The organism is Chryseobacterium taiwanense, assembly GCF_000813825.1.
Lineage (GTDB): Bacteria > Bacteroidota > Bacteroidia > Flavobacteriales > Weeksellaceae > Chryseobacterium > Chryseobacterium taiwanense.
The window spans coordinates 100,605-117,819 of record NZ_JWTA01000021.1 but is presented as its reverse complement, the minus strand read 5'-3'; the positions used below and the strand labels follow the sequence as shown (position 1 = coordinate 117,819).

Genomic DNA, 17,215 nt, shown 5'->3' with positions numbered 1-17,215 from the left:
TTTATATGTTATATTAATATTGAAAAAATAATTCCTGAAGTTTTTTGACATCTTTTGTAGTAGTAAGACCCAACATTAGCAGAATTCGGGCTTTTTGAGGATTAAGATCATCAGAGACGATCGTTCCTAATTCATTATCGTTGACTTCTCCATCCAGTACAACTCTTCCCGATTCACAGCGGCTTGCTCTGCACACTATAATTTTAGATTTTACCGCTTTTTTAATTGCATCATTGAACTGATCTGAAAAGTTTCCATTTCCTACTCCTGCTATCACGATAGCGTCTACCTTTTGTTTTACAAGGTTTAAAATATAATCAGGTGAAGCATCAGCATACATATATACGATCTCAACTTTCGGCAGTTTTATATCTTGATTAACTGAAAAAGGACTCTTATTACCACTAGCTCGAAGAGAGGATTTGTAATAGGTAACCTTTCCGTCAAAAACTTCTCCCAAAGGACCGGTTTCCGGAGCTTTAAAACCATTTACTTTTGTTGAACTGGTCTTTGTAACCTCTCTAGGATCAAAAATAGATTCATTAAAACATACGATAACTCCCTTTCCTTTACTTTCAGTACTGGAAGCAACAACAATAGCATCATACAGATTTTTAGGGCCATCTGCACTGATGGAAGTGGACGATCTCATAGCTCCAGTTAATACTACAGGACGATTGTCTTTAACGACCAGATTTAAAAAATAAGCAGTTTCTTCCTGCGTATCTGTACCGTGAGTAATCACAATACCGTCAGCTTCATTCTTTGCAAAAATTTCATTAATGCGAACCGCAAGTTTTTTCCAGATGTCTATGGTCATATTCTGACTTCCTACGGATGATATTTGTTCTCCTGTAATATCGGCAACATCGGCTGCATAAGGAATACTTCCGATAAGTTCAGACACAGGAATTTTTCCTGCCGTATATCCTGCTCTATCACCTGATGTGCCTACACCGGCAATGGTACCTCCCGTAGCTAGGATAATAATCCTGGGCTTTGCAGCAACATAGAACGCTGAAATTAAAATAAAAGTCAGCATAAAAACGGTCTTTTTCATATGAATAGTTTAGAGATTTAATTAGAAATTATACAAGATTCCAAATCCGATTCTTACGGCATTGGCTCCTTTTTTTTCTCCTGAATTATATTCAAGCTCTTTGTAGCCCACTTGAGTTTCTAAAGCAACCATTAGAGAATCTAAAAGATCATAACCTACATTCACAACCGCATAGTAATTGGTCATCTTATCCCACTCGGAATCGGTATTTCCGGCATCATAAAAATGATTATAGGAGGCAACTCCCATCGTGTGAAATTTCTTTGTCCAATACCTTTGATATGAAATAAAACCAGCGTGTACAGGTAGTAAATTTAATGTTCCATTGCCGGAGCTGTTGGCAAATCCATCCAATCCAGAGCCGCCTAATGCGACAAGATAATCTGCGATACCTTTTCCTGTCGTCCATTGAGCTTGAAGATTGTTGGTTAAACCACTACTTTTTTCAAAAAATATATTTCCTATTAAAGTTACTCCTCCTGTAGACTTTGATGAATAATTGAAATCAGTTTCACCGGCGGCAATATTTTTTGAATTGTAGCCTATATTTCTATAAAGACCGGCAACCTTTACAAAACCTCCATTGTTAAAATGATGCGTTACTCCCAGAACCGCATCTGGTAATCTTGACGGAGCATTGTCAACTCCTAATTCCGGATTTATCGTATAATCATGCAGTCTTCTAAGTTCCGTATATTCTATGGATGCTTCTATGGAAATAGGTAAAGCCTTACTTTGTGTACTCGTATATCTCACCTGAGTTCTCCTAGATAATACCATTCCGGTTGGTCCATCCCAATCGAGTAAGGAAGCTGGCCATAAAGAACCGGATCCAAATGTTGACCAGTTTTGGCCGGCCATCCATTGTTCGTATTCTATCCATGCGTGCCTCAGACGAAATTGAGACGTATTATTGGGACCAATAAAATCTCCTTCCAACATTGCTTTCAGTTGCTTTCCGTTTTTGAGCTGCATGGTACTGATTAAGCGTAACTGAGACTGTCTCATATCCATATTAAAAGCCGGAATATCCTTTCCCGAAACATCGTTCTCATGAATAGAAAAAGCGCTTTTTTCAGCAAGGCTTCCGGAAATATCATACAGACCGTTCAGCTTGAGTCGCCCAATTAGTTTGGATTCTATTCTGGGTTTTCCGTTTAATGAATCTTTGGACTCAACAGATAAGAACTGACTATAGGCAATACTGTAAAAACATGTACATCCTAGGGAAAGGAGCAGGGAGGAAAATAAATTTTGTTTCATCTGATATCGTATATAATTAATGAACTATTTTCAAAAATGAATATGTTATCAATCTCAATATTTATCCCGTTTTAGAGATAAATTTTTGAGGCATAATTTTTCGATAAACTAAGAAGAAAAATATTTGTTTTTTTGCTAAAAATTTGTGTTATTACTGTAAATTTAATTAAAAATATTAAAATAATCGCAGTGTTTTTCATTATTTACAAGAAATTAATATCATTTTTTGTAAAATATTAAAGGTTTTTTTGAAAATATGCAATTTTATATATTGTTTTGATCATCAAATAAATGTGCTGTGAATGCTTATTAATAAAACGTTTTATGGTTTTAGAGTAAATGAATTTTGTAATTTAGTTTGAACTGAAAATTTTTATTCCAAATCGATGAATTCTGTATAAATGTTTTGTATTTTTAACAGGAAAATGAATAATATTAAAATCGTAAAAGATTAATATGATATTAAGGTTATTTTAAATGTTTATGGCATTCAATAGGAGTTACCATGAGATTTTAGGTCTGATATTTGTATTGAATAGCCCAATTAAATGACGAACTTTATTTATGAGAAGAAACACAACTTTGAAAAAATCATTTTTATACACGATAGTATTTGCCGTGCTTTTGGTTTCCTGCAAAAAAGAAATTGAAAAAGTAAGCGATGCTATTCAGGGAACTGCAGATTCTATTGTGGAAGAAGCTCCAGTTGTCGAGCAGGATTCTCTGGAAAAAGAACCTGTAGTAGAAAAAGAAGCTCTGCCCCCTCCAATGCAGGAAGATGGTTTTTATAATGCTTTTATTTTCCCAAAAGATAAAAAACTGAAAGACTCTTTGTTTTCTGTTTTTAATAAAAAATATACTGAAAAAGAGCGTTATGCAATTTTTGCTCTGAACAGATTAGACTCAAAAAATAAATGGAATGCGGATACTTTGGTTGTTCCTGCCAAAATAGATACAACGTTGATGGAATATTCACCGTTTCCTATGCAGCTTGATGTTTTGAGTCCGGTGAAAAAGTTTGTAGTCTTTTCTTATCCTATCCAAGCTTATGGAGTATATTCGAATGGAAGTTTGGTAAAATGGGGACCAACAAGTATGGGGAAAAAAGCGGCACAGACAAAGAGAGGTCTTACGTTCGCCAATTGGAAAAAGAAACTGGCAATTTCCACAGTAGACAGTGAGTGGAAATTACCCTATAATTTCAACATTTTTAATACAGACGGAATCGGATGGCATCAGTATGATCTTCCCGGTTATCCGGCATCACATTCATGTCTGAGATTATTGCTAAAAGATGCACAATGGTTGTATTCTTACGCAGATACATGGGTGTTGAATCCGGGTGGTGCAACAACGAAAGCAAAAGGTACCGCAGTTTTGGTGTATGGAGATTATAAATGGGGGGGAAGAAAGCCTTGGAGAAAGCTATTAGATGATCCAAATGCGAATAGTGTGTCTGTCGAAGAAATGACTAAAATGATAGAACCTAACATTGAAAAAATAGTAAAGGAACAGGACAACCGACAAGTTGTAGTAGACTCTATTAAAGCTGCAAAAGCTGTTGTGGAGCAAATGCCTTTAAATCCTAAAACAGAAGCTCCTTAATTAGTTTTTCTTTTCAAATTGTAAAGTAGATTCTTCAGCAAATCTTCTTAATTTTTGCATTTCTTCTTTGCCCTTATGCTGTCCAAATCTTGCTGCAGCATAGGTAAGCGCTATACAAAGCAACATCATGAAAGATGCATTGAGAGCCCACGGAAATTCGTGGCTATTGATTTGATTCTCCACATAATGCATGGTGAAAAAAGTCATCCAAAGAATTGAAAAAGAAAAATATAAAAACATAAAGAAAGTCCAAACTGCAGAACTAGGCCCAAAAACACCCCGTATTGCAGTTTGTTCATCTTCAATCTCTATTCTTAAAGATAATCTTGGCTTCCAGTAATTATCGTATTCCGTTTCTACCTGAATGGTAGCTACTTCATGATTAATATTTCCTGAAAATTCATCTTTGTGTTCACTAAGGTAGTTTTTAAGATTCTGAGCATACTCTTCTTTGCTGAGATGGGTAAACATTTTAAATCGGGGTCTGCTTCTTATTTTGTCTAAAGTAGTTTCTTCGGTATTCATATTATTCTTGTTCTTGGTATGGGATTGGATCTTCTAAATCGAAGCTTAAGGTCATTTCTTTATTGTTTCTTTGAATCTGCATGTTAATTGTTTTTCCTTCCTCAGATTTCATCATTTCCATTATTTTTTCCATCGTCATGTCTAGTGTTTTTCTTCCGTTTATGCTGATCAGTCTATCGTCTTTTTTTAATCCTGCTTTGTATGCCGGAGAATCTTTTCGCACGCCGGCAATTGCAAAAATAGGTTTTAGAACAAAATTATATTGCAGACTGTTGTTGATGACCTCAATACCTCCATTGGTATTTTCTCTGTTTTTTGTTGGAAGATTTACCAGATCTTTAGACCATTCCATACCATCTTGTCTAAAATCCAGCCCGCTCATATTGAAATGAAATGGATCATTAAAATTCTTGTTTTTTCTCAGATAGAGCTTTTGGTTTGCATAGTCGAAAGCAACCGTAAAACGCCTCATAATATCACCTCCAACAGACCCTTTTCTGTTTTCGACCATATTTACATGCTGGATGGAATATTCATCAGGCATTGCAGTAAGTGGTTTTTCAAACTTAAAATTTCCTAAATAAAAATTATGAATTCTGCTTCTTTTACCATAAATGTCCCCATTAAAGCCTCTTCCTAAAAAATCATCAATATTAGGACGGTTATATACGAAGTTTTTAATTAATGTAGGAAATAACCAAATGGCATCACTATTTCCGAGGTCTATTAATAATTTAGAATCTTTCTTTTCGGTGGTCATTTCTACCTCTGCAACGATATAGGGTTTGTTTTTTTCAACGGTAATATCAATTGCATCAAATTTTTTCACCTTTTTCTTAAATAGATCTTCATTATTATATATAGTGATTTTCTTTGAAGAATAATCAATAACAACTGGGTGATTTTTAAAAAAATGATATCCGATGATTCCGTTTACAGGAATTCCGATGTGGGATGAAATATTAAAATCCTGATCAGTGATTATATAAAGTGTAGATGTATAGTTGACATAGTCTTTTCCGATTCTTGCAATATTGCTGTCTGATCGAAAAGCATCGATACTTGCATTGCCCCCCAATCCTGAAAGTCTTATTTTTTCGAGATTGGGAAGTTTTAATTCTTTATTCTCAAGACTGAAAATGGAAGTTTCTGCAATTCCGGTATCTAAGAGAAAGGTTAATTCTACACCATTTATGTTGACCGGAATGAAAATTAAATTATTGATTAATTTAAAAGGAATAACAGTTTTTTCGGTATTCTGTAGTTCAAATGAATTCTGAGCATTTAGTAAAATGCTGAACCAAATCATTACTATAGAATACCAGAATTTCATATAATGAATTTAGTGAATTTATCCTTATCATAAATAAAAAACATTCTCAAATGTGAGAATGTTTGCTAATCGTTCATTTAGAACGGGATATTGTTGATGTTTTCTTAATTTATTTTGAGAAAAATTCCATCAGATCCATATAATTTTTTTGATTGACTCCATGTCCGCTCATATATTCTCTGAACGTGAAGTAGCAACTCAGATCATAAAGAAGATCGGCAGCTTTTCTTCCCCATTCTAACGGAATTACAGCGTCATCTGTTCCATGGGAAACGAAAAAGCGTAATTTTTCCAGTTTCTTCTTATCTTTTACAATATTGGTTAATATTTTCTCTTCAGGATAACTGCTTAAACAAGCTACATAATTGAACATTTCTGGATATCTTAAAGCTAAAGAGTAGCATAAAATTCCTCCTTGGCTGAAACCACAAAGATGCGTTTTGCCATCAACAAGTCCGTAATGATTGACAATTTTTAAAATATTTTCTAAAACCGACTGTAACGACTCTTCTGCTTGTGGAACATCGATGAAGTTTTCCGGGTTATTGAAGTCAATATCATACCAGGAAAAGCCTTCAAACTGTGTGGTTTTAGGAGCTCTGAAACTTACAATGATCCAATCTTTTGGAAGGGTTTCTCTAAAGCTGAAAAGGTCTTGTTCATTACTTCCGTATCCGTGTAGCATAAAAAGGATTGGGGTACTGGAAGTTATATTTTCGGGTTCTCTTACAATGTAATCTAAATTCATGAGGACAAAGATAAATAATTAATCAAATGGATTGAATTGGAAATCATGATTATATAAGTAAATTGGTTTCCAAGTAATTTTTCATAATTATATAAAAGCCCTAAAATCTTATTGGTGGGTTTTAATGATTTGATATTTTTTGGAAATCTTTGTTGGAAAATTTTCATAAAAGTTATTTTTATATTGATAAAAAGCCTATATTTGAAACATAAAAATTTATTTGGAGAAATGAAGCAATTTTACAAATCAAAAAATTTACTTAGACTTTCTTTTTTATTTGCTGTACTATTTTCAGTAATTGTAGTGGTTAATTCTTGTAAAGATGACGACGATGATGAATACGTAGATCACGTTGTTCAATTTGAAGCAAAAATAGTTCCTGGTGGAAGTACTCCTCCAACCGCTCCTATTCATATCTTTAAAACGATTGTTACTCAGGTAGGAACAAACCAACAGACTCAGTTTGATACTGAAGGGTTAACTTGGACAAGTGGAGAGTTTTTCGTGAATTCTAGTCAATCACAATTAAATTTGGCAGCTAATGCAGATCTTCCAAACCCTGATTCTAAGCTAACAGTTACCATCTGGATAGATGGAGAAGTTGCTGAAACAGCTACTGTAACAGGAAACGGAATTAAAAGTGCTGCTGTAGCTCACAGTTTCCTTGAATTATAAAAAATATTTTTTATATACATAAAAACCACCTTATTCAGGTGGTTTTTTATTTGTTAATCATATTATGCTGAATAGCCAGACTGATGAGTTCCGTAGAGTTTTTTGCCTGAAATTTCTGAAGTAGATTTTTCCTGTGAGTATCTACGGTTAACGGGCTTAAAAATAATTCATCAGCGATCAAAGCACTGGTTTTTCCTTCGGCGACTAATTTTAAAATTTCCTTTTCCCTTTTTGTTAACCTTGGAAGTGTAATTTCCGTATGGGATAGTTTATTGATAATTTGCTTGGTCTCGTTACAGAAAACAATATTTCCGGAAAGCGCACCTCTTAAACATTCTATAAGCTCATCTATAGAAGTGTTTTTTAGTAAATATCCACTCGCTCCGTTTTGGATACATTGCATGATAATACTTCTCTCAGATCGATTACTGAACATTATTACCGATGTATTGGGAGTTGTTTTTTTTATTTCATGGCAAAGTTCAATTCCGTTACAGTCGGGAAGAGTAATGTCTAAGAGAATAATATCTATAGTATGTTCCTTTATAAAATCAATGATTTCTGAACCTGTAGTGAAGCTTTGCGAAATATGAAAATACGACTGATTGCCAAGCATCATTTTTAAGCCTTCAATTACAATAGGGTGGTCATCTACAATGACAATATTTATTTTTTCAGTCTGCATGCGTATTAAGTTCAATGTTAATAGTTGTTCCTTCATTATCGGAACTGATTTCCATTTTTCCTTTCAGATAATCTACTCTGTTTTTGAGATTTCGAAGTCCAAGACTTTTCGTTTTTTCTGCACTGTTTTTTGCAAATCCTTTTCCGTTGTCTTCAATCGTAATGAAGAAGTTGTCCTCAGATTGTGAACATTGGAGTAAAATATTACTGGCTCCAGAGTGTTTTACTGCATTGGCTAAAAGTTCCTGTACAATTCTGTAAATATTAAGCTGAATATTAAGGGGTAATTTTTTCTCAATATTGATCGGCTGAAAATCAATATCAAGGTCTTTTCTGATATAAAAATCACAAAGATCATTTAAAGCAGTTTCCAGTCCGAAATTAAGTAAGGATTCGGGCATAAGGTTTCTGGCAACATGACGGAGTTCCCCCACAGAATTGTCAAGTTGTGACAAAATTCTGTAAAATTCTTTATCCTTTTCAGGATTGAGATGGTTGGAAGACCATGTTGAGAAATTAATTTTTACTCCGGCAAGCATTCCTCCCAAACCATCGTGAAGATCTCTGGCAATACGCTCTCTTTCTCTTTCTTCTCCTTCAAGTATCGCTTTAGTAAGGCTTAGTTCTTCTTTTTGTTTTATATCAGTGATTTTTTGCTGAAGATTGATTTCCTTTTGTTCAGATATTTTTTTGTTTTTTCGGTAGATAATAAAGAAGAAAATGAAAAAGATAATAAGAAGGAGTAATGCGAGGCTTAATCCCATCAAATAAGAGTTTTTCTTATTTACTTCCAGCTCTCTTTGTTTTTTTTCGGCATTCAGGTTTGCTATTTTTTTCTCTTTTTGTGCGGTATTAAACTTAGTTTCAATTTTATTGATCTCTAATTTTACACTTTCTGTATTCAGGCTGTCATTCAGTTTAGAATATTTTTGTTCCCACAGCAAAGCCTCCTTTGGATTTCCCATTTCTTGATTTAATAAAGAAAGCTGTTTGTAGATCGTTTTTTTATTATTGAGATCAGAAGCCAAAGATTGCTCTGCAAGGATATCTTCAAGCGTTTTCTTTGCTTCATCGTACCTTTTCAATTTTTTTAAAATATCATACTTATTGAAGTAGAACATCTGAGCCAACAAATTCTGACTGAATTTTGTAGAGTAAAAAATACCTTTCTGAATAACCGGTAAAGCTTCTTCATTTCTTTGTTTGGTGATTAGGTAAAGCGTTTTTCCATAATAATAAAAAGCATTGGCTGAAGATTCAGGGTAGGGCTGTATCAGTTTTTCGGCTTTATCGAGAAACTTTTTCGCTTCATCACCTTTCGCCTGATAACAGAAATTACTGGCTGAATTTAAGTAAGTATAAAACAATTCAGCAGAATAAGGATATGACTTTTCTAAGATTGCCAACGCTTTCTTATTATAGTTTCCTGCCTTCTCAAATTCTGCATTATAGGTAAGAATAATGGCAAGCTGAGTATATAGAAAACCTAGGCTTTTGTTGTTTTCATACTTCTCAACCAAAGGAATACTTTTCTCAAGGATTGTTTTCAGCAAAAACGGGTATCCTTCTTTATTTTTTTGTGTTACTCCGTAATTATACCATGCGAGAGCTTGTAAAAAAGCTGATTCTTCGGTTTTAAATTTGGATAATTCTTTAATAGAACGCTGATAAGAAAGTGCTGCTTTTTCTTTATCATGATCTAAGTTATATTGCCCCTCAAAATAATAATATTTCGCAAGAAGGTAAGGTTTGTTTTTAGTCAGTTTTTTTGCCTGTTCCAGATATTTCTTGCTGAGAGAAGAATCTGTATTTCTAAAATAATTAGATAAAAGAAAAGCAGATTCAGTAATAGACTGAGTATTTCCTTTAGCACTCACTACATTTTTTAAACTATCTATATAAGGTTTTTCATTGAGTGGAATGATCTGTTGAGCCTGTAACGTAAAAGATATTAATATACTTAAGAAAATAAGTAGCCTATTCATGAGTGTTGATTCGGTGGTTTGAAACGATAATTTTATAAAACGCCCAATTTACCTAAAAAAAACAGCATAAAAAATACCTTGTTTTAGGTATAAAAAAATACTTGTTTTTTAGGATTGATAGATTTTGCATCTACTGATAGCTTTGCAGGTATCAAATCACTAATTATAGAATATTTAACTAAAGTAGCAAAATTTAACAAAAAAACTTATGAAAAAAATGAAATTCGTTCATGTCTTAAAAGGAACTTTTCTAGCATTAATGGCAACTATGCTTATTGGTTTAGTCTCATCTTGTAAAAATGATGACGACGACGATATTCCGGGAGCCGGCAAATCTCATAAAGTTGTTTTTAAAGCAATAGCTTCCTCAGGAAGTGATATCGACGTTGCTGTTTATGGAATCGATGGAAATCCTACAACAGCATCCAGTCTTAGTGGAACCACTTGGACAAGCCCGGAAGTTACTTCTGAAGCCGGTGCTTACGGTGCAAATGTTGCGGTAGGTGCTACAGGAGTAAATGCATCATCTACTTTAAAAGTTCAAATCTGGGTAGATGGAGAATTGAAAAAAGAAGGAACATCTAGCGGCCAGGTTTTATCAGCTTCAGCTTCTTATACTTTCTAAAAAAATACATAAAAAATACAGAGTTTTTGATGAAAAAAAGCGGCGAGATTTATCTCGCCGCTTTTTGTATATATCTTTTGTAAAGATTAAATCACTTTTACAATGAAGTAGCTTTTCTTTCCTTTTTGTAAAAGAAGGAATTTTCCGTCAATTAAATCACTTTCATTAGCAGTATACACTTCATTTACCTTTTGTTTGTTGACAGAAATTGAATTTCCTTTCAATTCTCTTGCCGCTTCACTTTTAGACTTTAAAAAACCTGATTTTTCAGAAAGAAGATCTACGATATTTACTCCTAAAACATCATCTTTTGCCACTTCTTTTTGAGGAACTCCATCGAAAATTTCAAGGAAAATTTCTTCATCAAGACTTACAAGATCTTCAGCAGTTGAACGTCCAAAAAGAATTTCAGAAGCCTTCAATGCTTTTTCATATTCTTCTCTTCCGTGAACCCATACTGTTACTTCTTCAGCCAATTTTTTCTGAAGTTTTCTTTCGTGGGGAGCTGTTTTATGTTCTTCAATTAAAGCGTCAATTTCTTCTTTACCTAAGAAAGTATAGAATTTGATGAATCTTTCTGCATCGGCATCCGTAGCATTCAACCAGAATTGGTAGAATTTATAAGGTGAAGTTTTCTTTTTGTCTAACCAATAGTTTTCTCCACTCTCAGATTTTCCAAATTTAGAACCATCTGCTTTGGTAATCAAAGGAACGGTTAATGCAAATGCCTCTCCCTGAGCTTTTCTTCTGATTAATTCAGTTCCTGTCGTGATATTTCCCCACTGATCAGAACCTCCCATCTGAAGCTTGACATTATTATTCTGGTATAAATGTAAAAAGTCATACCCTTGAATCAATTGGTAAGTAAATTCCGTAAAACTCATCCCATCTGCACCGGATTCTCCTGAAAATCTTTTCTTCACAGAATCTTTCGCCATCATATAATTTACGGTAATATTTTTCCCTACATTTTTCGCAAAATCAAGGAAAGAAATATTTTTCATCCAGTCGTAGTTGTTCACCAATTCTGCCTTATTGGTTTCATTTCCTTCAAAATTTAAAAATCTTGAAAGTTGGTTTTTCAAACAGTCAACATAGTGAAGAAGGGTAGCTTCATCCAACAGGTTTCTTTCTGCAGACTTTCCTGAAGGGTCACCAATCATTCCTGTAGCACCGCCAACCAAAGCAATTGGCTTATGACCGTGCTGTTGAAAATGTGCCAAAATTTTGATCTGAATAAGACTTCCGATATGTAAAGAATCTGCGGTAGGATCAAAACCGATATAGGCTGTTGTCATTTCCTTATCCAGTTGCTCATCCGTTCCGGGCATCATGTCGGCAAAAAGCCCGCGCCATTTCAGTTCTTCAATAAAAGAGTTCATTATTTTCTGCTTTAAAATTTAATGTGCAAAGATAAGAAATTCAATAGGAAAGGAATAAATACTGAGCATAAAATGTACAGTTCTTGATAATATATATTTAAATAATCAATCTGAAACCGATACATCTGCATTTTTGCGGATATGGAACAAATCAGTTATATTTGTTAGTAATGAACGACGAACAATTATTCCTGCTTATTGCTAAAGCTAAAGAAAAAGACCAGAAAGCTCAGACCAAGCTTATCAACATCTTTTGGGTTGATACTTTTTCTTTTGTGATGAAAAAGGTAATGGATGAAAATGATGCAGATGAAATCACGGTGAATGTTTTCTCAAAAGTTCTGTCTAAACTGGATATGTACGATCCTCATTTTCAGTTTAAAACCTGGGTGTTGACGATTGCTCAAAATACAATCATTGATTTTTGGCGAAAAAAGGCAAGAGAAAATCAGGATCCGACGGAGAATCTGGATGAAGTAAAAAACCAGTACGCAAAATCTCCTGAAGAATTAATGATCTCCGATGAAGAGCAAAAGAAAATCATTAAAACAATCGAATCTTTAGACGCCAATTATCAGGATATTATCCGATTAAGATTCTTTGAAGAAAAAAGCATTAAAGAAATTGCGGAAGAACTGGGAATTTCTGTTGCCAATACCAAAGTCCGCGTGATGCGTGCAAAAAAAGTCTTGGCAGAATTGCTGAAAAACAATGAGTTTGAGGATAATTAATGAGAAAGACTCTTATAATAAATCGAGGTCTTATTAATCCATTCAGATTGTCATTCCGTAGGAATCTAGGCTTATTTACTAGCTATTAAATTTAAATGGCTGCTTAGATTCCTACGGAATGACAAAGGAAAAGTCGAAATTTTACTTTTAATTACAAATAAACTTTTTCCTTAGTTTTAGGAAGCACAATTTCTATTCTTTCCTTCTCATTTCTATTTTGAAGATTTAATTTTATTCCTTTTTTAATAAAGACTTCTTTTTTAGAACTTCCATATTCCTTCGTATTTTCAACTTCCTTATCAAAATTGATTTGTCCTGTTGAGAGATTAAAATCAACATCCGTCCAGTATTCTTCAGGTTTTCCGCTGCTTGATGAATGACCTATCAGTTCAAAATGCCCGTTCTGAAACCTGTATTTATCCGTATATCCCCATTTCCAGCTGCTTCCTCCGGCTTGGGTAATCAATAAAATTCCTTTTTCAATCTGAGTATCCTGATAAGGGTCGCCCATCATTCCACCTTCGCCGCTTTTAAGAACAGCATTTATTGATTTTTCTAAAATGGTCCACTTTCCGTTTACTTTTTGCAGAATTTGAATTTCACGGATGGTTCCGAAATCGGTGCTGTCTTTGGTATTGTAAATAATAACTTTTTCAGGAATTTTGTCACCGTCAAGATCACCATCAACGGTTTCCATGATTGTTGAACCTTGGGGTTGGAATTCTTTTTGTGCAAAACAAAATGTTCCGAAAACCAAGGATAGGATGCAGAATGTCGTCTTCATAAAATATTTTGAGTTTTAAAATTACAAAATTATCTGTTTCATCAATGTCGGTCTTTGATTGTTTCGATAAAAAAATCACTAACTTTGAACCTCAATTTGAGAAATAAATGGAAAATTTAGTTCAAGATACTACCGTTCAAAAACCAAAATGGATTCGTGTAAAACTTCCTACCGGAAAGAATTACAGAGAATTAAGAACCTTGGTTGATAAATATAAATTAAATACGATTTGCCAGAGTGGAAGCTGTCCGAATATGGGTGAATGTTGGGGAGAAGGAACAGCGACTTTCATGATCTTAGGAAATATCTGTACAAGAAGCTGCGGATTTTGCGGGGTAAAAACCGGAAAGCCTATGGATGTGAACTGGGATGAGCCTGAAAAAGTAGCACGTTCTATCAAGTTAATGAAAATCAAACATGCGGTCCTGACTTCTGTTGACCGTGATGACTTGAAAGATATGGGTTCTATTCTTTGGGGAGAAACTGTAAATGCAGTAAGAAGAATTTCTCCGGGAACCACAATGGAAACATTGATTCCTGATTTTCAGGGGATTACAAAACACCTGGACAGAATGGTAGAAGTTGCTCCTGAAGTGATTTCTCACAACATGGAAACGGTAAAACGTTTGACAAGAGAAGTAAGAATTCAGGCGAAATATGAAAGAAGTCTTGAAGTGCTGAGATATTTAAAAGAAGCAGGTCAGAGAAGAACAAAAACCGGTGTAATGCTTGGTTTAGGTGAAACCAGAGACGAGGTTTTTCAGACGATTGAAGATATCAGAAATGCGAATGTAGATGTCATTACTTTAGGACAATACTTACAGCCGACAAAGAAACACCTTCCTGTAAAAAAATTCATTACTCCGGAAGAGTTTGATGAGTTTGGAGATTTTGCAAGAAGCTTAGGGTTCAGACACGTTGAAAGTTCACCTTTAGTAAGAAGTTCTTACCACGCAGAAAAACATATTCATTAAAAAATACAATCGCTTCAGAAATGAAGCGATTTTTTATTCATATAGAGTTGGCTTAATACTGCATCCTTGTTATTCTGAATAAAGTAAAGCGTAATGAAGAATCTGTAAAAAAATCTTTAGATTACTCCTTTGTCGGAATGACACTTATATAGACTCAACAATATTACTCAGATGTTTTTTCTTGAATTCTGAAGGCGTTTTTCCTGTATGATGTTTGAATAATTTATTGAAATAAGAAAGACTTTCAAATCCAACATGAAAACAAACTTCCGTCACGGAATAATCTTTTAACAAGAATATTTGCGCCTGATTGATTCTGTAATTATTGACAAAATCGGTAAAGGTCATATTGGTTTGTTTTTTAAAATAGCGACAAAAAGCGGGAGTGCTTAAACTTACTGTTTGCGCGATCTCATTTACATTTGGCTTTTTATCATAATTCTCGTGAATATAACTGTAAATTGTTCCCATTCTGATTTTATCATTCAAGAACCATTTTATTCGGGTGTCTTCGCTATTCAGTTCCTTTACTTCGGTAGAATGGGCAAGAATCTGTAAAATTTCCATCAAACCTATTAAAGATTCGAAAGTATTTTTATCCTTAATGCTGTGAAGCTTTTCCACCACGGTTTGTTTTGTTTTTCCTGAAAAAGAAAGACCAAGATGAGATTTTTCCAATAATTTTTTGATCGTTTCGAATTCGGGAATGCTAAGAATGAGATCATGGAGAAAATTTTCTCTCATCTGTAAAACCAGCTGTTTACATTCGGTTTGAATTCCATAATCAAAGTTAAGATGGGGAACATTGGATCCTATTAACAGCAGATCACTGTCTACAAAGCTGGAAATATCTTTACCTACGTGACGGATTCCCTTTGAAGCTTCTACATAAACAAGCTCAATTTCAGGATGATAATGCCAGAAGAAGCAGTTTTTAAGTGAAGGAGAAAAAAGCTTGAAAGACTTATCTTTTTCAAATTCTATTATTTCTTTCTGAATTTTCATTTTGTCCTGATTTGATTATTTAAGAGTATAAAATTAATAAAAAAGGTTAATATGGAGCAAATTAATATCATCAGAGTGGAGGTGAAAACCATATTTTCTGTCGATTTTTGCATTTTCAAATTAGAATCGGGTGTTGTCATCGGTTCTTTCAAAAAATTCAAAAAAGGTTTAGATATATGGGATTGGATAAAAGAATTTTGCCGCTTGCGATAGGAGGGTTAGGAATCGGGACTACAGAGTTTACGGTAATGGGCTTACTTCCTGATATTGCAAAATCACTTCAGATTTCTATTCCTGAAGCAGGACATTTAATTTCTGCTTATGCGATGGGAGTTGTAATTGGAGCGCCTATTTTAATTGGGTATTCTGTAAAATTTCCTCCTAAAAAAGTGTTGATTGCATTGATGGTAATTTTTACCTTGTTTAATGCTTTATCAGCAATCGCACCTGATTATACAACGATGTTGATTATCAGATTTCTGTCCGGATTGCCACATGGAGCATTTTTCGGGGTGGGAACGGTGGTTGCCGCTAGAATGGCGGGGAAAGGAAAAGAAGCCTTCTATATTTCTTTAATGTTTACCGGACTTACAGTTGCGAATCTTGCGATGGTTCCGTTGGTGACTTATATCGGTCATACCTTTCACTGGAGATGGTATTTTGCAATTGTTGCGGTAATTGGATTATTAACGTTAATCTCTCTAAAACTCTGGCTTCCTGTCCTGGAAAGAAAAGAAGACAGTCACTTTTTAGAAGAACTGAAATTCCTTAAAAGCAGACAGTCATGGCTGGTTCTGCTGATCACAGCAATAGGTTTTGGAGGATTGTTTACATGGTTCAGTTATATTACGCCTTTAATGACCATTGTAGCAGGAATTAAAGAAAGTCAGATGGCTTATGTAATGGTTCTTGCAGGAGGAGGAATGGTGGTAGGAAATCTGGTTGGAGGTTATATTTCCGACAGAATGAGCCCGGAAAAGACGTGTATACTATTGATATTTTTAATGATGTGTGCTTTGGCAGGTGTATTTTTCTTTTCAAACAACCAAACCACAGCATTAATCTTGACATTTGTTTGTGGAGCTTTATCCATGTCGGTTTCGGCGCCGATCAATATCATGATGATGAAAGCAGCGCCTAAAAGTGAAATGATGGCGGCAGCGTTTATGCAGGCAGCGTTTAATATTGCAAATGCGATGGGAGCTTTCTTGGGAGGTATTCCTTTAGAAAAAGGGTTGTCATTTAATTATCCGTCATTGGTAGGAGTGGGAATGACATTCATCGGATTGATGATTGCTTTAAGATATAAATACTTGTATGGTTCACAACAGCGAGACGAAGATGATCTTGCTATGGAATGTGTACCGTCTGATAAATAAAAAAAGAGAAGCAAATTTTGCTTCTCTTTTCTTTTATGGTAGATCATGCTTCTACTTCGTTGCCATTTTTGCACCAATATAGGGCATTGTACAGGTTTTCTTTTGGAAAAGATTTGAATTCTCCGGGCATCAGAACACTGAAAATATCTGTGAAATTCTGAATTCCTTTTTCATCGGTGACAATGGCGGCTCTATTCCAATTAATTAAATTTTTTAATCCTAAAAGCACATCTTCAAACCAGGCTCCTATCGTAAAATTATCAATATCTGTATCTAAATAAAGCAAATAATTCAGTTGATGAAAATGCTCTACTTTGGCTTTTACTATGGGAAACACAAGGTTTTCAAAATCTTCTTTCGTTACTTCTCCTGTTACATTGAATGCTGCAACATTTTCCGGAGCTTCTGGGATAATCGTTATCATATTGTTATTATTTAGTGATTTGATGTTGGATTT

Annotated in this window: 17 protein-coding genes; 6 read left to right on the top strand and 11 right to left on the bottom strand. The window is 34.4% G+C overall.

The features are described from left to right. Positions 1–13: 13 nt before the first annotated feature. Positions 14–1,060, bottom strand: coding sequence for a type II asparaginase (locus RM51_RS18500; RefSeq protein ID WP_039373060.1), 1,047 nt, complete (start codon positions 1,058–1,060; stop codon positions 14–16). Between the two features lie 21 nt (positions 1,061–1,081). Further along, a complete protein-coding gene (locus RM51_RS18495) occupies positions 1,082–2,323 on the bottom strand; it encodes a DcaP family trimeric outer membrane transporter (protein WP_039373057.1) in 1,242 nt (413 codons plus the stop codon). A gap of 564 nt (positions 2,324–2,887) precedes the next feature. On the opposite strand from RM51_RS18495, the gene RM51_RS18490 reads away from it, so the two are divergent. Beyond that, positions 2,888–3,928: a L,D-transpeptidase gene (locus RM51_RS18490; protein ID WP_052248573.1), complete on the top strand. Its 1,041-nt coding sequence runs from the start codon at positions 2,888–2,890 to the stop codon at positions 3,926–3,928. On the opposite strand, the gene RM51_RS18485 is transcribed toward RM51_RS18490, so the two are convergent. The 3 genes from RM51_RS18485 to RM51_RS18475 all read right to left on the bottom strand — a co-directional run bounded on the left by RM51_RS18485 (position 3,929) and on the right by RM51_RS18475 (position 6,534). Next, complete coding sequence (locus RM51_RS18485; protein ID WP_039373054.1) at positions 3,929–4,453, bottom strand: hypothetical protein; 525 nt, start codon at positions 4,451–4,453, stop codon at positions 3,929–3,931. A gap of 1 nt (position 4,454) precedes the next feature. Beyond that, entirely contained in the window at positions 4,455–5,786 is a 1,332-nt protein-coding gene (locus RM51_RS18480; RefSeq protein WP_039373052.1) for a PDZ domain-containing protein, read from the bottom strand. 109 nt (positions 5,787–5,895) lie between these two features. After that, on the bottom strand, positions 5,896–6,534 hold the full coding sequence (locus tag RM51_RS18475; RefSeq protein WP_039373049.1) for an alpha/beta hydrolase: 639 nt from the start codon (positions 6,532–6,534) through the stop codon (positions 5,896–5,898). Between the two features lie 228 nt (positions 6,535–6,762). Here RM51_RS18475 and RM51_RS18470 point away from each other — a divergent pair, with 228 nt between their 5' ends. Continuing rightward, positions 6,763–7,209, top strand: coding sequence for a hypothetical protein (locus RM51_RS18470; protein ID WP_039373046.1), 447 nt, complete (start codon positions 6,763–6,765; stop codon positions 7,207–7,209). A gap of 46 nt (positions 7,210–7,255) precedes the next feature. On the opposite strand, the gene RM51_RS18465 is transcribed toward RM51_RS18470, so the two are convergent. Beyond that, positions 7,256–7,894 carry a response regulator transcription factor gene (locus RM51_RS18465; RefSeq protein WP_039373044.1) on the bottom strand — a complete coding sequence of 213 codons (639 nt, stop codon included), beginning with the start codon at positions 7,892–7,894 and terminating at the stop codon, positions 7,256–7,258. Further along, entirely contained in the window at positions 7,884–9,878 is a 1,995-nt protein-coding gene (locus RM51_RS18460; RefSeq protein WP_039373041.1) for an ATP-binding protein, read from the bottom strand. Before RM51_RS18460 ends, RM51_RS18465 begins: the two co-directional genes overlap by 11 nt. 208 nt (positions 9,879–10,086) lie before the next feature. Here RM51_RS18460 and RM51_RS18455 point away from each other — a divergent pair, with 208 nt between their 5' ends. Continuing rightward, positions 10,087–10,503: a hypothetical protein gene (locus tag RM51_RS18455; RefSeq protein WP_039373038.1), complete on the top strand. Its 417-nt coding sequence runs from the start codon at positions 10,087–10,089 to the stop codon at positions 10,501–10,503. Positions 10,504–10,589: 86 nt separating this feature from the next. Here RM51_RS18455 and tyrS read toward each other — a convergent pair whose 3' ends face one another. Then, the gene (tyrS, locus tag RM51_RS18450; protein ID WP_039373036.1) at positions 10,590–11,885 is read right to left on the bottom strand and encodes a tyrosine--tRNA ligase; all 1,296 of its coding nucleotides are present in this window, start codon (positions 11,883–11,885) and stop codon (positions 10,590–10,592) included. A 170-nt stretch (positions 11,886–12,055) separates the two neighbouring features. Here tyrS and RM51_RS18445 point away from each other — a divergent pair, with 170 nt between their 5' ends. Then, positions 12,056–12,616 carry an RNA polymerase sigma factor gene (locus RM51_RS18445; protein WP_039373034.1) on the top strand — a complete coding sequence of 187 codons (561 nt, stop codon included), beginning with the start codon at positions 12,056–12,058 and terminating at the stop codon, positions 12,614–12,616. Positions 12,617–12,767: 151 nt separating this feature from the next. On the opposite strand, the gene RM51_RS18440 is transcribed toward RM51_RS18445, so the two are convergent. Further along, complete coding sequence (locus RM51_RS18440; protein WP_039373032.1) at positions 12,768–13,400, bottom strand: hypothetical protein; 633 nt, start codon at positions 13,398–13,400, stop codon at positions 12,768–12,770. A 107-nt stretch (positions 13,401–13,507) separates the two neighbouring features. Here RM51_RS18440 and lipA point away from each other — a divergent pair, with 107 nt between their 5' ends. Continuing rightward, positions 13,508–14,374: a lipoyl synthase gene (lipA, locus tag RM51_RS18435; protein WP_039373030.1), complete on the top strand. Its 867-nt coding sequence runs from the start codon at positions 13,508–13,510 to the stop codon at positions 14,372–14,374. Positions 14,375–14,518: 144 nt separating this feature from the next. Here the strand turns inward: lipA and RM51_RS18430 are convergent, their stop codons facing one another. Next, on the bottom strand, positions 14,519–15,379 hold the full coding sequence (locus RM51_RS18430) for an AraC family transcriptional regulator (RefSeq protein WP_039373027.1): 861 nt from the start codon (positions 15,377–15,379) through the stop codon (positions 14,519–14,521). Positions 15,380–15,555: 176 nt separating this feature from the next. On the opposite strand from RM51_RS18430, the gene RM51_RS18425 reads away from it, so the two are divergent. Then, positions 15,556–16,758, top strand: coding sequence for an MFS transporter (locus tag RM51_RS18425; protein ID WP_185095020.1), 1,203 nt, complete (start codon positions 15,556–15,558; stop codon positions 16,756–16,758). 43 nt (positions 16,759–16,801) lie between these two features. On the opposite strand, the gene RM51_RS18420 is transcribed toward RM51_RS18425, so the two are convergent. After that, positions 16,802–17,182 carry a SpoIIAA family protein gene (locus RM51_RS18420; protein ID WP_039373130.1) on the bottom strand — a complete coding sequence of 127 codons (381 nt, stop codon included), beginning with the start codon at positions 17,180–17,182 and terminating at the stop codon, positions 16,802–16,804. Positions 17,183–17,215: the final 33 nt, after the last annotated feature.

Bases quoted from the DNA above. Each gene is read 5' to 3' on its own strand.
- RM51_RS18500 (WP_039373060.1), bottom strand. From the start codon at position 1,060: ATGAAAAAGACCGTTTTTATGCTGACTTTTATTTTAATTTCAGCGTTC.
- RM51_RS18495 (WP_039373057.1), bottom strand. From the start codon at position 2,323: ATGAAACAAAATTTATTTTCCTCCCTGCTCCTTTCCCTAGGATGTACA.
- RM51_RS18490 (WP_052248573.1), top strand. From the start codon at position 2,888: ATGAGAAGAAACACAACTTTGAAAAAATCATTTTTATACACGATAGTA.
- RM51_RS18485 (WP_039373054.1), bottom strand. From the start codon at position 4,453: ATGAATACCGAAGAAACTACTTTAGACAAAATAAGAAGCAGACCCCGA.
- RM51_RS18480 (WP_039373052.1), bottom strand. From the start codon at position 5,786: ATGAAATTCTGGTATTCTATAGTAATGATTTGGTTCAGCATTTTACTA.
- RM51_RS18475 (WP_039373049.1), bottom strand. From the start codon at position 6,534: ATGAATTTAGATTACATTGTAAGAGAACCCGAAAATATAACTTCCAGT.
- RM51_RS18470 (WP_039373046.1), top strand. From the start codon at position 6,763: ATGAAGCAATTTTACAAATCAAAAAATTTACTTAGACTTTCTTTTTTA.
- RM51_RS18465 (WP_039373044.1), bottom strand. From the start codon at position 7,894: ATGCAGACTGAAAAAATAAATATTGTCATTGTAGATGACCACCCTATT.
- RM51_RS18460 (WP_039373041.1), bottom strand. From the start codon at position 9,878: ATGAATAGGCTACTTATTTTCTTAAGTATATTAATATCTTTTACGTTA.
- RM51_RS18455 (WP_039373038.1), top strand. From the start codon at position 10,087: ATGAAAAAAATGAAATTCGTTCATGTCTTAAAAGGAACTTTTCTAGCA.
- tyrS (WP_039373036.1), bottom strand. From the start codon at position 11,885: ATGAACTCTTTTATTGAAGAACTGAAATGGCGCGGGCTTTTTGCCGAC.
- RM51_RS18445 (WP_039373034.1), top strand. From the start codon at position 12,056: ATGAACGACGAACAATTATTCCTGCTTATTGCTAAAGCTAAAGAAAAA.
- RM51_RS18440 (WP_039373032.1), bottom strand. From the start codon at position 13,400: ATGAAGACGACATTCTGCATCCTATCCTTGGTTTTCGGAACATTTTGT.
- lipA (WP_039373030.1), top strand. From the start codon at position 13,508: ATGGAAAATTTAGTTCAAGATACTACCGTTCAAAAACCAAAATGGATT.
- RM51_RS18430 (WP_039373027.1), bottom strand. From the start codon at position 15,379: ATGAAAATTCAGAAAGAAATAATAGAATTTGAAAAAGATAAGTCTTTC.
- RM51_RS18425 (WP_185095020.1), top strand. From the start codon at position 15,556: ATGGGATTGGATAAAAGAATTTTGCCGCTTGCGATAGGAGGGTTAGGA.
- RM51_RS18420 (WP_039373130.1), bottom strand. From the start codon at position 17,182: ATGATAACGATTATCCCAGAAGCTCCGGAAAATGTTGCAGCATTCAAT.